Origin of the sequence: Pseudarthrobacter cellobiosi (genome assembly GCF_023913755.1) — a bacterium.
Lineage (GTDB): Bacteria > Actinomycetota > Actinomycetes > Actinomycetales > Micrococcaceae > Arthrobacter > Arthrobacter cellobiosi.
The window spans coordinates 1-13,124 of sequence record NZ_JAMXBJ010000029.1; the positions used below are offsets into that span (position 1 = coordinate 1).

Consider the following 13,124-nt stretch of genomic DNA (forward strand, 5'->3'; position numbering starts at 1 on the left):
AACGTGGGAGAAGTCCACCCCGTTCGGACCCGCCCTGGTCACGCAGGACGAATTCACCGCCGGCCCGCTGATGACCAGCGCCGTGGACGGGGAAATCCAGCAGCAGACCCCCACCAGCGACCTGGTGTTCACGCCCGAATTCCTGGTCTCCTACATCTCCGCGATCATCACCCTGAACCCGGGCGACGTGATCGCCACCGGTACCCCGGGCGGTGTGGGCCACGCCCAGGAACCCAAGCGGTACCTGCAGGAAGGCCAACTCCTGGTCACCACCATCGAGGGCCTGGGCCAGCTGAAGAACCGCGTCATTAAGGAATCCTGATGACCGCACGCCACGACCAAACCACCGACCCGCAGCTGCTCGAATCGCTGCTGCAGGCCCGTCGCGGGACCGCGTTCTTCGCGCGAAAGCTCAACGAGCTCTCGGACGCGGACCTCGACGGGCCTTCGCTGCTGCCGGGCTGGACCCGCCGCCACGTGACCGCGCACATCGGCTACAACGCCCGGGCCATCGCACGGCTCATCGAATGGGCCGGAACCGGCGTGGAAACACCCATGTATCCCTCCCCGGAGGCCCGCAACCACGAAATCAGCTTCGGGGCCACGCTCTCCCCGATCGCGCTGCGGCACCTCTTTGACCACTCCGCAGTGCACCTGAACGTCGAATGGCGCGACCTGCCAGCCGATGCCTGGCACCACAAAGTTAAGACCGCCCAAGGGCGGATCGTTCCGGCTGAGGAAACGGTGTGGATGCGCACCCGCGAAGTCTGGACCCACGCCGTGGACCTGGACAACGGTGCCACCTTTAGTGACATCCCGGCACCCGTTCTGGAAAGACTGCTCGAGGACATCACCGGTGCCTGGAAAACCCGGGGCACTGATGCCGGGCTGCTCGTCAAAGTCACGGGCACGGAGCTAACGTTCGGCGACACCAGCGCCGCCAACCCGACGGTCATCTCCGGGCCCCTGCCCGCCGTCGTCGAATGGGCCACCGGACGCGGCACCCACGCCGTCACCGCAACACGAAACGGGGCACCACTGGACGAAACGCCCACAGCCCCCAAATGGATCTGAGCCTGTGACCTTCGGGCAGCCGAAAAGCACTGCAAATAGTCAGGATAACGGAACAGCGGCGGGATAACCCGCCGCTGTTCCGTCGTTCTATGTCCAGTTTTAATGAGTGGAGCCTATGTCGCGGGAGCGGCCTGGGGGTTGTTGACGTTGACGAGCCAGGCAGTACCGAACCGGTCGGTGCACATGCCGAAGATGTCGCCCCAGGGCGCCGGTTCGAGCGGAACGGTGACAGTGCCGCCGTCGGCGGACAGCTTGTCCCAGTAGCCGCGCAGTTCAGCCTCGTCGTCGCCGCTGAGCGAAACCGAAATGGAGCTGCCGGTCGCGAGGTCCATGCCGTTCGGCGTGTCAGCCCCCATAAGGACCAGGCCGTTGCTGGCCGTCAGCATGCCGTGCATGATCTTGTCGGCTTCCGCCGGATCTTCGCTGGCGTGGAACTCCCCGAAAGTGCTGAGGGCCAGGTCGCCGCCGAAGACGGACTGGTAGAAGGTCATGGCCTCCCGGGCGTTCTTGCGGAAGCCAAGGTAGGGGTTGAGCGTCGTTGGCATGGCCAGTTCTCCTTGTGGTGCGGAACTGAAACGGATTCGGAACAGTCAACATCCTGCCGCACTTCCAGCCGGGTTCATAGGGTTCACGGCACCCTGATTTCCCCGCAGGATTCAGGGTATAAAACGGTACCCCACACCAGGTTCGGTGAGCAGGTGGCGGGGCTTTGCGGGATCGGCCTCCAGCTTCCGCCGCAGCTGGGCCATGTACACGCGCAGGTAGTTGGCTTCCGTCTCGTAGGCCGGTCCCCAGACGTCCAGCAGCAGCTGCTGCTGGGTCACCAACCGCGAAGGGTTCCGGACCAGCAGTTCCAGGATGTTCCATTCGGTCGGCGTCAGCCGGACAACGTCCCCGTCCCTCGTGACCTGCCGCTTGGCCAAGTCCACGGTGAAGGAGGATGCGGCCACCGTGGGTGCCGACGCCGGATCCGGAACGCGGCGCAGGAGCGCACGCAGGCGGGCCAACAGCTCGTCCAGTCCGAACGGCTTGGTGATGTAATCGTCCGCACCGGCGTCCAGGGCGTCGACTTTGTCCGACGAGCCGTGGCGTGCGGACAGCACCAGCACCGGCAGGGTGCTCCACCGGCGGAGTTCCCGCAGGACTTCCGCTCCGTCCAGGTCCGGCAGTCCGAGGTCCAGGATCATCACGTCCGGCGGACGGTGGGAAGCGGCAAGCAAGGCGGTGCCGCCGTCGGCCGCTGACTCCACGGCGTAACCGTGGGCCTGGAGCGTGATCCGGAGTGCCTTCAGCAGGTGGGGATCGTCGTCGACAACCAGCACACTGGTCCGGCGGCTTCCTTGAATGCCGGAAGAACCAGCCTGGTCCGAATTCACGTGGCCTCCTGACGCGGCTGGCCGGCCGCGTGGCGCGCGCCCGGCGAGCCGGTGGAAAGGGCCAGCCTGATCACCATTGTCAGGCCGCCGCCGGGAGTTTCCTGTCCAGTCAGCGTGCCGCCCATGGCCCTGACGAACCCGTCGGCGACGGCCAGGCCCAGTCCCACTCCGGTGGCCTGGGGCCGGTCGTGGAGCCGCTGGAACGGCTGGAACATCTCAAGCACCTTCCCGGCGGGTACACCGGCGCCGTGATCGATGATCCGCAGTTCGCCGGACGGATAGCCATCCAGCGTGGCTGCCCCCATGCCGTCGGAAGTGCCGGTGATGGTGATCCCCGAACCCGGCGCGTATTTGACGGCGTTTTCCACAATGTTCGCGATCACGCGGTCCAGCAGCACCGGATCGGCTTCCACTGTGGGCATGTTGGCGGGCAGCTCCACCCGGACTGTACCGCCCGGGAGCCCGCGCAGGGCCGGGGCAACGACCTCGCTCCACCGCACGGGTCCCAGCAGCGGCCGGACGGAATCGGCGGTGATCCTTGACATGTCCAAGAGGTTTCCCACCAACTGGTCCAGCCGGTCCGTGCATTCGTCAATGGTTTCGAGCAGCTCCCGTTCTTCCGCGGGCGTATAGGTGACGGACCGCTGCAGCAAGCCACCGGCGGCGAGCTTGATCCCCGCCAGGGGCGTCCGCAGGTCGTGGGACACCGCCCGCAGGATCGCCGTGCGCATGGAGTTCCCTTCGGCCAGCCGCAGCACCTCGCGCCGGCTGACGGCCAGCTGGCGGCGTTCCAGGTGGGCTTTCACGTGGACCGCAAACGCACCCAGCAACCGGCTTTCCACTGCCGGCACCTCCCGGCCGAACAGCACCAGCCGGGTGTCGGCGTCGACCGGTTCCGCGGTGCTGCCCGGCAGTCCGGTGACGCCATGCTCCCACCCGGCGGTATCCCCCGCGCCGGCCACGAGCGACCAGATCCTGCCGTCCGCGCCGCGCACTCCGGAGGGTCCCGACGTCGGACCGGAACCTTGCGTTGTGCCCTCCCGGCTGCTGTATACACCGGCACCGGTGGCACCAAAAACGTCCAGGGCCTCCGCCAGGATCCCGTCCAGGGTGTCCTCCGAACGGGAGGCGCCCAGGGCGAGGTCGCCCAGCGTCGCCGCCTCCGCCTGCGCGCGGGCAGCCTCCTTGGACCGGCGGGCAGACCCGTCCACCACCCCGGCGACTGCCACTGACACCCCCACAAAAACGGCCAGGGACAGGAGGTCCTGGGGATCACTGATCGCCAGGTCCCCCAGGGGCGGCGTGGAAAAGTAGTTCACCAGCACGCTGCTCCACAGCGCGCCGACCACGGCAGGCCACAACCCGCCCACCAGTGCCACGGCAACGGCGCCGGCAAGCTGGATCAGGACGGCGGTGGCAACGCTGTGGTCGAAGGCTGCCAGCAGCAGCTGCAGCAGGGCGGGCAGGGCTGCTGCGAGCGCAAAGCCAATGGCAACCCTGGTGCGGCCCAGGTCAGGCCGCCGGCGTGGTGCGTTCCGCTGGGGCGGGAAGCGGGGAACTACCTGGACATCAACGTCGCCCGCACCGCGGACCACCCGGGCTTCCACGGTGCCGCCGGTGAACAACCCTGCCAGCACACCAGCAAGGGGTCCGCGGCGGGACTGCCCCACAACAATATGGGTGGCACTGGACTTGCGGGCGTAATCCAGCAGGGCCCGGGCCGGATCCGTCGCGGAGACGGTGTGGTAGGTCCCGCCCAGGTCATTGACCAGCCGCCGCTGTGCCTCCAAAACCTGGGGAGACTCGCCCGCGGTACCCCCCGTAGCGCGGACGTGGACGGCCACCAGCTCGCCGCCGTCGGTCCTTTCGAGAATCCTGGCGGCGCGCCGGATGAGCAGTTCTGCGTCATCGCTGCCGTTGAGGCCAATGACTATCCGTTCCCGTGCCATGCCGCCATTCTCCCACCCGGATCCCCACGTCCTGTGCGGGCCTTTCCCGGGGTTGGTGGCTTTGGTCATAAGGACGTTAAGGATGCGTCAAGATCCGCCCGAATCCGGCTCCAAGGCGAGTGGGCAGTACTAGATTCGGCTGTGCCCGCGGTGCTGTGCCGCAGACTGAAAGGCTTGCGTGACCACCATGAGCAGACCCCCTGCCGATCCCTCGGCACTCCGTGCGACGCGGAAGGCGGCCCTCGGCAGTTGGCTGCTGCATGGATTGGAGGATGCCAAGGGCACCCATCAGGGCCGGGCGGGCTCGCGGACGAACAAAAGAAGCACCACTGGTGGCAGGTGATGTGCCTCACCGGCGTGGACTACTTCTCCACGCTGGGCTACCAGCCGGCCATCGCGGCGCTCGCGGCCGGTGCCATCTCCACCTTGGCAACGCTTGTCCTGGTGGCCGTGACTCTGTTCGGCGCTCTCCCCGTCTACCGCCGGGTTGCCGGCGAGAGCCACCGCGGCGAAGGGTCCATTGCCATGCTGGAACGGCTGCTTCCCAAGTGGCGGGGCAAGCTCCTGGTGCTGGTGCTGCTGGGTTTCGCGGCCACCGACTTCATGATCACCGTGACGCTGTCCGCCGCCGACGCCACGGCACACCTGATCGAGAATCCATTTGCACCGGAGGCACTGCACGGCCAGGAGGTGGCCGTAACGCTGGTCCTGCTTGCCATGCTCGCTGCCGTCTTCCTGCGCGGGTTCAAGGAGGCCATCGGCTTCCTGCGCGGGTTCAAGGAGGCCATCGGCTTCCTGCGCGGGTTCAAGGAGGCCATCGGCGTCGCCGATGTGCTGGTGGTCCTGTACCTGGGGCTCAACGTGGTGGTCATCGCGAGGTCGCTGGCGGAGGCAGCAGCCCATCCGGTGGCTGTCGGTGACTGGTGGCAGACTCTTAACACATCCCACGGGAATCCGCTGATGGCGGTGGCCATCGCCCTGCTGGTCTTCCCCAAGCTGGCGCTGGGGCTGTCCGGCTTTGAAACCGGTGTGGCGGTGATGCCGCAGGTCCGCGGCGGCGCGGGCGATACCCAGGAGAACCCGGCCGGGCGGATCCAGGGGACCCGGCGGATGCTGACCACCGCCGCCCTGATCATGAGTTCCTTCCTCGTGACCAGCAGCTTCACCACGGTTGTCCTGATCCCCGAGGCTGAGTTCCTGCCGGGCGGGGAAGCCAACGGCAGGGCGCTGGCTTTCCTGGCGCACGAATACCTCGGGCCGGGCTTCGGCACGGTGTATGACGTGAGCACCATCGCCATCCTGTGGTTCGCCGGTGCGTCCGCTATGGCCGGCCTGCTGAACTTTGTCCCCCGGTACCTGCCGCGGTACGGCATGGCCCCTGCGTGGGCTAAAGCAGTCCGGCCGCTCGTGCTTGTCTTCACGCTGATCGGGTTCCTGATCACCTGGCTGTTTGAGGCCGACGTCGATGCCCAGGGCGGGGCGTACGCCACCGGCGTCCTGGTGCTGATGACCTCGGCGGCAGTAGCCGTGACGCTCTCGGCCCGCCGGCTTCAGCAGCGTAAGCGCACCATCGGCTTTGGCATCATCACGGTGCTGTTTGTCTGCACGACGGTCACCAATATCTTTGAACGTCCCGAAGGTATCCGGATTGCCGGCTTCTTCATCCTGGGGATCATCAGCATCTCGCTGCTCTCGAGGGTGCTGCGATCCTTCGAACTGCACGCCACGCACGTCCGGCTGGACACCCAGGCCCTGGAGTTCATGGCGGAGAATCTGACCGGGCCCATCGGGATCATCGCCCATGAACCGCTTCGCCAGTCGGCGGACGCTTACCGGCAGAAGCTGGCGTCCGCCACCGAAGCAAGCCACTTCCCCTCTGATTACCGGCCCCTGTTCCTGGAAGTGACAGTGGATGACTCCTCCGACTTTGAGTCGGCCCTGGAAGTACGCGGCGTGGTGCGGCACGGGTTCGCCGTCCTGGAAGTGCACGGACCGGGCGTCCCCAACACCATCGCCTCGGTGCTCCTGCACATCCGCGATGTGACCGGGCTGATGCCGCACGTCTACTTCCGCTGGACCGAAGGAAATCCTGCCTTGAATCTCCTGAAGTTCCTGGTGCTGGGCGAAGGCGAGATCGCCCCCGTGACTCGCGAGATCCTCCGCGAAGCCGAACCGGATGTCACCAAGCGGCCGTGGGTGCACGTGGGCTGACCGTTGACGACGGCGGGAGATCACCCTCCGAGCTGGTGGACTGTGAAGGCCGTCAGGAACCCGACGGATGCGGTCAGTCCGGTGAGGTTGTGGTGCTCTTCGAACGCCTCGGGGATCATGGTGTCGGCGAGCATCGCCAGGATCCCGCCCGCCGCGATCGCGGTAATGAAGGCGATGACGGCGTCCGGAGCGTTCTCCAGCGCCACGTACCCGAGCAGTGAGGCGAACCCGCACATGACGGCTATGCCTCCCCACACCCCAAAGATGTAGCCGGTACTGCGGCCTGCCTTTTTCATCCCGGCAGTTCCGGAAAGACCCTCGGGAACATTGGAAATGAAGACAGCCACAAGCATGGCCGGACTGACCGATCCCGCGGTGACGAGTCCGACGCCGAGCACTATCGACTCCGGGATCCCGTCGAGAAGGGCGCCGAAGGCGATGGCCGTGCCGCTGCCCGGGCTGTCCTGCTCCGACGGTTGCTGGCCGCCCGAGCGTTTGCGGTGCTTAGCGCCGGCACGTGACAGGAGCATGTTCGCTCCGACGTAGACCACGGAGCCGGCCAGGAATCCGGTCACGGTGGGCCACAGGCCGCCTCCCTCAACCGCCTCACTGACGAGCTCGAACGCCAGCGCCGAAATCAGCACGCCCGCCCCAAAGGACATGATCGAGGAGACTAGTTTGGACGGAATGGCCCATTTCCACGACGCGGCGGCCCCCAGCACCAGGGCGGCACCGGCCAAGGTTCCCCACATCAACGCCTGAAGCCACACCGGCATGCTGCCACCTTTCGTTCGCCCCGCACCGGACTCACGCTGCTTACTTAACCCATAGGCCCTGAACCTATCCTCTCTCGGCGTTGCACGCACGGCGCCGTGCCTGTCTACTGGCCAGGGCGCCAATTGTCGTAGGCTCAGGAGCATGGCCAGATACTTTGATGTTCATCCCCAGGATCCCCAGCCCCGCGCGATCATGCAGGCCGTGAAGATCGTGCTCGACGGTGGGCTGATCGCCTACCCCACGGACTCCTGCTACGCCCTCGGGGCCCAGCTGGGCAACAAGGATGCGCTGGACCGGATCCGGAATATCCGCAAGCTCGACGACAAGCACCACTTCACGCTGGTGTGCAAGGACTTCGCCCAGCTGGGCCAGTTCGTGAACATCGGCAACGACGTCTTCCGCGCCATCAAAGCCGTCACGCCCGGCAGCTACACGTTTATCCTGCCTGCCACCAAGGAAGTGCCGCGCCGGCTGCTGCACCCGAAGAAAAAGACCGTGGGCGTGCGGATCCCGGACAACCGGGTGGTCCAGGCGCTGCTGGCCGAGCTTGGCGAACCGCTGCTCTCCAGCACCCTGCTGCTCCCGGACGAAGAAGACCCGCTGACGCAGGGCTGGGAAATCAAGGAACGGCTCGAGCACGAGGTGGACGCGGTCATCGATTCCGGCGACTGCGGGGCAGAGCCCACCACGGTGATCGACTATTCCAGCGGAGTGGCGGAAGTGGTGCGTCGCGGCACCGGTGACCCGTCCCGGTTCGAGTAGCCCGGGCGCGAACGGACTCAGTCCTGTTTGCGGGCCCGGCTCGGCTGCACCCGCGGGGGCTCACCAGGCATTTTCGGGTAGTCCGGCGGGAACGGCAGTTCGCCGAGCCCGGCCTTGAGGTCCCGCTCCCACCACTCCAACAGCACGTCAATGGTGCCCGGATGCGCCTTCATGTCTGCCCATGGATCACCCGCGGTCCTGAGCCGGTCGGGGACCGTCAGGATGGTGAAGTCCTTGGGATCCGCGCTGCCCAGTTCGTCCCAGCTGATGGGGCAGGAGACCGGCGCATGGGCCAGCGCGCGGGGGCTGTACGCGCCGGCGATGGTTCGGTCCCGGTTCGCCTGGTTGAAGTCCAGGAACACCTTCACGCCGCGTTCCTCCTTCCACCAGGCCGTGGTGACCTTGTCCGGCATCCGCCGCTCCAGCTCGCGGGCCGCGGCGATCACCGCGTGGCGCACGTCCAGGAATTCGTGGCTGGGCTCGATGGGAGCGTAGACGTGCAGGCCGCGGTTCCCCGATGTCTTGATGAACGTGTCCAGCCCGGCCTCCGCCAGCACCTCCTTCAGCGCCAGGGCGGCCGGGACGGCGTCGTCGAAGTCTGTGCCCGGCTGCGGGTCAAGGTCGATGCGCAGCTGGTCCGGGTTATCGGTGTTTGCTGTGTGTGACGGCCACGGGTGGAACACCACCGTATTCATCTGCACCGCCCATACGGCCGCGGCGGGTTCGTCCAGGACCAGCATGGGGTGCGAGCGTGCGCTCGGAAACGTCACATTCACTGAGCGGATGAAGTCAGGTGTTCCCTTGGGCGGGTTTTTGGAGAAGAACTGGTCCCCCTCGACGTTTTCGGAGAACCTCTGCAGTGCCACCGGCCGGTCACCGTTCGCGGCGATGAACGCCTCCCCCACATCCACCATGTAGCGTGCGAGGTCCAGCTTGGTCAGGCCGAGTTCCGGCCAGAGCACCCTGCTGGGGCTGGAAACGCGCATCTCGCGCTCGCCGTGCGGCCCCGGGACAGTGAGGGTGGTCTGTTCGCTCGCCATGGGGACAACCTACCCTGCGCCGCGCGTGGCGTCAGCACGTCGGCGCCCAGGGCTGCCGGTGATCCGGCATCATGGACCTATGGCCGTAGCTGAATCCCCTGTCACCTTTCCCGTCGGCGACGTTGAGGTCTCCGGCGTTTATGCCCGCCCGGACAGCCCCTTCGCCACGCTGGTGCTGGCGCATGGGGCCGGGGCGGGTATGGAGCACCCGTTCATGAGCGGTTTCACCCGTGGACTGAACGACGACGGCGTTGCCACCTTGCGCTTTAACTTCCCCTACCGCGAGGCCGGCAGGAAATTCCCGGACCGGCCGCCGGCAGCCATCGCCGCCTGGCGCGCCGTCATGGACGAAGCCGCGCGCCAGGCGCAAGCCCACGGTGATACCGGACCGGTGTGGGCTGCCGGCAAATCGTTCGGCGGCCGGATGGCTTCCATGGCCGTTGCCGACGGAATGGACACTGCCGGACTCGTCTACCTCGGCTACCCCCTCCACCCGCCCGGCAAGCCGGAAAAGCTCCGCGACGAGCACCTCTACGGGCTCACGCTCCCCATGCTGTTCCTGCAGGGCACCCGCGACACCTTCGCGACGCCGGATCTGCTGGAGAGTGTGGTCTCCCGGATCGGCCCGTCAGCTGTCCTTGACTGGATCGACGGCGGTGACCATTCCTTCGCCGTCGCAGGAAAGAAGCGCGACGCTGCAGAGATCGGAGCGTCGCTGGCGCTGAAGGTGGCCGAGTTCATGCGGAGCCGCGGCTGACCCATCCGGCCAGCCGTAACGGCCCGGTTATGCAGCGTCCTCGTGCCACCAGCCTTCCCAGGCGGTGGAGGTCAGCCGGCCGGTGGGGAAATCGGTCTTCCCGATCCCGCCGTTGTGCGGGCGGCTACCCTCTCCGCGGCCGGCGTCAAAGAGGAAGTTCAGGCTACTCAAAAGCAACATTATTGTGTCCCTTCGTGTGGTGGTCTGGACCACGTTGTCCAAGTAGGAACGAGCCTAACTGCACGATGTTTCAGCGCGTCGACGCAACGTTTCGGCGACGTATCGGACATCTCACCTGTGCAACCAGCAAAAGAAGCCCCCGCCGGGCCGGTACTACATGCGGGCTTTGGTCCGTGCAGTCGGCTGTGCTGTCCAGGGATCCTCCGGCCAGGGATGCCTGGGGTAGCGGCCACGCATCTCGGACCGCACTTGTGCATAGGGCCCGGACCAGAACGACGCCAGGTCATCCGTCACGGCGAGGGGCCGCCTCGCGGGTGACAGCAGGTGGAAGAGGACAGGAACCCTGCCGTCCACCAGCCGTGGGGTCTCAGCCCAGCCAAAGCACTCCTGCAGCTTGACAGCAACAACCGGCCGGCCGCCGTCGTCCGCGCGTGGCTGCCGAGGCGCTTCCTGCCCGGCTCCTGCCTGGTCCGTCGCGGCACCATCTGACCCGGCACCGCCTGACGCCGCTTTGTCCGAAACCTCGGGGTAGTCGATCCGCACCATTGATCCGCTCGGTACTTTCAGTGCCTCCGGTGCCAGCTCCGCCAGGCGGACCGCCTCCGGCCAGGGCAGCAGCCGCCGCAAAGGGTCGGTGAGGTCGATGCTGTTGGTGGCGGCGCCGCCGGCCAGCGCTTCGAGCTCGGGTCCCAGCCAGGAGTCCAGCCGGGCCAGCAGAGCCGGTTCGGAAACGTCGGGCCACGGCTCGCCCAGTTCGCGGCGCAGCAGGGCGAGGCGGCAGCGCAACGCGTCAGCCGCCGTCGACCATCCGATGGTTCCCAGCCCCTCCTTGGCGAGGGCGCGGGCCACAGCGGCGCGGCCGTCCTCGGCAGAGGGGCGGACGGGGGTGGAGGACAGGCTGATGGCACCCAGCCGGCGTTCCCGCCTGGCCTTCACCCGGCCCTGGCCGAACTGCGCTTCCACCGTGTCGGTCAGGAGGTGACCGGCGGCCGCCTCGGCGGTGTCTGCGCTCAGCGGCGCGGCGGAGCGGATCACCGCGCCGGTGCCGGCAGCGTCCCGGCCGGCGGCGCGTGAAACTTCCGCCACGGCCAGCCACTCATGCCCGGTAAGCGGACTGCCCGCCGGCAATCCCGCACGAGTGCCGGACGACAGCAAGTACCGTGCCGGACCATCGCCCGGGACGCGCCGGCCCACGCGGTCCGGGAACGCCAGCGCGACGACGACGCCCACCGCCTCCGCAGCAGTCACCGGCTCGGTGCTGACGAGGGAGGCGATGGCGGACGGGCCGACAGCGGCGCCCTCCTTCCGCGCGATGGTCTCCAGCCTGCGGACGTCCTCCGCCCAGCGCCTGGCGGCGGGATCCTTTCCGGTGCGCAGGACGGTCAGGAGCCGCGTGAGGTCGGCCCCCGGGGCCCGCTGGTCCCCGGCTACGAGTGCCACCGCTTCCGCTGCGGCGCGGTGACCTACGGCCGCTGCGCCGTCGAGCAGTGCGCGGGCCAGCCGCGGATCGGCCGGGACCCTTGCCAGCGTCCGCCCCAGCGCAGTGGCGTGTCCGTCCCGCCCCACGGCTCCTAGTTCGCGCAGGACTTCAACAGCCTCGCCCATGGCTGCCGCGGGAGGCGCATCCGAAAGCGCAAGCCCGGCGCCGCCCGGTGATCCCCAGCAGGCCAGGACCAGGGCCGCACCGGTCAGGTCCGCGACAACGATCTCGGGCGTCACATGCGCCGGCGCGGCACCATAAGTTCTCTGGTCGTAGCAGCGCACCACACGGCCCGGGCCCTGCCGCGCGGCGCGGCCTGCCCGCTGTTCGGCTGAGGCCCGGGAGCAGGAAACAGTGACCAGCCCGGACATGCCGCGGCTGGCATCGCGGCGGGGTTCGCGGGTCAGCCCGGAATCGATCACCAGCCGCACGCCGGGGACGGTCAGGGAAGATTCGGCCAGGTCCGTGGACACGATGATCCGTGCCGGGCCGCCAGGCCGACGCCCGGAAACTGCCTGGTCCTGCTCGGCTGGGCTGACCTGGCCGTGGAGCTCCAGCACGTCGGTTCCCGGGGCCGTCCGGCCGCGGAGGCGGGCAGCCACATAGGAGACCTCCCAGGCTCCCGGGACAAACACCAGCGCGTCGGTGCCCGCGTCCTGTGCCACAGCGGCGGTGTGGGCTTGCGCGGCTGTATCGGCCACGTGGTCCAGGAATCCGCGCGTGACCCCACGGTCGTCCAGCCGTGGCACGGCGGCGGGTACCCACTCCACTGCCAAGGGGTACAGCGCTGAGGGGCAGTCGACGACGGGAGCCGGCCCGCCGCCGTCGTCCGCTGTCCCTGCGTTCCCGGCTGCGCCCCCGATCAGGGCGGCGAAGCGGGGCGCGTCCAGCGTGGCGGACATGGCCACCACGGTGAGGTCGCCGCGCAGCTGCCGCACTTCGGTGAGCATCCCCAGTAGCAGATCGGTCTCGAGGCCGCGCTCGTGGACCTCGTCCAGGATGACCGCGCCGGTGCTCTCGAGACCGGGGTCATCAAGCAGGCGCCGCAGCAGGATGCCTGGCGTGACAAACTCCACCAGGGTGGCGGGCCCGGCCTGGCGTTCACCGCGGACGGTGTACCCGACGCGGTCTCCGATCCGGCTGCTGTCCAGGGCGGCCAGTCGCCGGGCGGCTGCGCGGGCGGCAACCCGCCTGGGCTGGGTGACCACCACGCGCCGGGCCTCCGTGGTGCGTCCCGTCAGGTTGGCGAGCAGCGGCGGGACAAGCGTCGTTTTACCGGTGCCGGGCGGTGCCTGCACCACTGCCGTACCCGCCGCACCGCCAGCGAGCAGCACAGAGGCCAACTCCCCGAGCGATGCGGCAAAGGCCAGACCCGTGCCGATGGCCGCCAGATCAAAGGTAGCGGCGCCAGGGGTGCCGGCAGGGACGGCGGCGGAGTTGGTTGGCGATGTCACCCCTCCATTGTCGCCGCAATCCCCCACCGCAGTCAGCGCAGGTGCAGTGGGATAGGTCAGACTG

The 13,124-nt window shown here is 67.9% G+C and carries 11 protein-coding genes and 1 pseudogene; 5 read left to right on the forward strand and 7 right to left on the reverse strand.

What is annotated here, in order from left to right; translation table 11 throughout:
• Both NG696_RS02840 and NG696_RS02845 read left to right on the forward strand, forming a co-directional pair.
• A partial coding sequence (locus tag NG696_RS02840) for a fumarylacetoacetate hydrolase family protein (protein WP_252573929.1) occupies positions 1–322 on the forward strand: 322 nt, incomplete at its 5' end.
• Positions 322–1,074: a maleylpyruvate isomerase family mycothiol-dependent enzyme gene (locus tag NG696_RS02845; protein ID WP_252573932.1), complete on the forward strand. Its 753-nt coding sequence runs from the start codon at positions 322–324 to the stop codon at positions 1,072–1,074. The genes NG696_RS02840 and NG696_RS02845, both read left to right, overlap by 1 nt.
• 113 nt (positions 1,075–1,187) lie before the next feature.
• On the opposite strand, the gene NG696_RS02850 is transcribed toward NG696_RS02845, so the two are convergent.
• From NG696_RS02850 to NG696_RS02860, 3 genes are all read right to left on the reverse strand, one after another.
• Complete coding sequence (locus NG696_RS02850; protein ID WP_252568715.1) at positions 1,188–1,619, reverse strand: VOC family protein; 432 nt, start codon at positions 1,617–1,619, stop codon at positions 1,188–1,190.
• Between the two features lie 111 nt (positions 1,620–1,730).
• Entirely contained in the window at positions 1,731–2,450 is a 720-nt protein-coding gene (locus tag NG696_RS02855) for a response regulator (protein ID WP_252568716.1), read from the reverse strand.
• Entirely contained in the window at positions 2,447–4,399 is a 1,953-nt protein-coding gene (locus NG696_RS02860; RefSeq protein WP_252568717.1) for a DUF4118 domain-containing protein, read from the reverse strand. The genes NG696_RS02855 and NG696_RS02860 overlap by 4 nt, the downstream gene beginning before the upstream one ends.
• A 178-nt stretch (positions 4,400–4,577) precedes the next feature.
• Here NG696_RS02860 and NG696_RS02865 point away from each other — a divergent pair.
• A pseudogene (locus tag NG696_RS02865) lies at positions 4,578–6,610 on the forward strand (APC family permease).
• A gap of 20 nt (positions 6,611–6,630) precedes the next feature.
• Here the strand turns inward: NG696_RS02865 and NG696_RS02870 are convergent.
• Positions 6,631–7,386 (reverse strand): ZIP family metal transporter, encoded by a 756-nt coding sequence (locus NG696_RS02870; protein ID WP_252568719.1) that lies wholly within the window; start codon positions 7,384–7,386, stop codon positions 6,631–6,633.
• Positions 7,387–7,528: 142 nt separating this feature from the next.
• Between NG696_RS02870 and NG696_RS02875 the strand changes: the two genes are divergently transcribed.
• Positions 7,529–8,149: an L-threonylcarbamoyladenylate synthase gene (locus NG696_RS02875; RefSeq protein ID WP_252568720.1), complete on the forward strand. Its 621-nt coding sequence runs from the start codon at positions 7,529–7,531 to the stop codon at positions 8,147–8,149.
• A 17-nt stretch (positions 8,150–8,166) separates the two neighbouring features.
• Here the strand turns inward: NG696_RS02875 and ligD are convergent, their stop codons facing one another.
• The gene (gene ligD / locus NG696_RS02880) at positions 8,167–9,189 is read right to left on the reverse strand and encodes a non-homologous end-joining DNA ligase (RefSeq protein ID WP_252568721.1); all 1,023 of its coding nucleotides are present in this window, start codon (positions 9,187–9,189) and stop codon (positions 8,167–8,169) included.
• A gap of 79 nt (positions 9,190–9,268) precedes the next feature.
• Between ligD and NG696_RS02885 the strand changes: the two genes are divergently transcribed.
• Positions 9,269–9,946, forward strand: a complete 678-nt coding sequence (locus NG696_RS02885) for an alpha/beta hydrolase family protein (RefSeq protein ID WP_252573938.1) — start codon at positions 9,269–9,271, stop codon at positions 9,944–9,946.
• A 27-nt stretch (positions 9,947–9,973) separates the two neighbouring features.
• Here NG696_RS02885 and NG696_RS02890 read toward each other — a convergent pair whose 3' ends face one another.
• Entirely contained in the window at positions 9,974–10,117 is a 144-nt protein-coding gene (locus tag NG696_RS02890) for a hypothetical protein (protein WP_252569485.1), read from the reverse strand.
• 162 nt (positions 10,118–10,279) lie between these two features.
• Positions 10,280–13,060 carry an ATP-dependent helicase HrpB gene (gene hrpB / locus NG696_RS02895; protein WP_252568723.1) on the reverse strand — a complete coding sequence of 927 codons (2,781 nt, stop codon included), beginning with the start codon at positions 13,058–13,060 and terminating at the stop codon, positions 10,280–10,282.
• Positions 13,061–13,124 lie beyond the last annotated feature (64 nt).

Coding starts and splice junctions, on each gene's coding strand:
- NG696_RS02870 (WP_252568719.1), bottom strand. CDS start 7,386: ATGCCGGTGTGGCTTCAGGCGTTGATGTGGGGAACCTTGGCCGGTGCC.
- ligD (WP_252568721.1), bottom strand. CDS start 9,189: ATGGCGAGCGAACAGACCACCCTCACTGTCCCGGGGCCGCACGGCGAG.
- NG696_RS02845 (WP_252573932.1), top strand. CDS start 322: ATGACCGCACGCCACGACCAAACCACCGACCCGCAGCTGCTCGAATCG.
- NG696_RS02875 (WP_252568720.1), top strand. CDS start 7,529: ATGGCCAGATACTTTGATGTTCATCCCCAGGATCCCCAGCCCCGCGCG.
- NG696_RS02860 (WP_252568717.1), bottom strand. CDS start 4,399: ATGGCACGGGAACGGATAGTCATTGGCCTCAACGGCAGCGATGACGCA.
- NG696_RS02885 (WP_252573938.1), top strand. CDS start 9,269: ATGGCCGTAGCTGAATCCCCTGTCACCTTTCCCGTCGGCGACGTTGAG.
- NG696_RS02850 (WP_252568715.1), bottom strand. CDS start 1,619: ATGCCAACGACGCTCAACCCCTACCTTGGCTTCCGCAAGAACGCCCGG.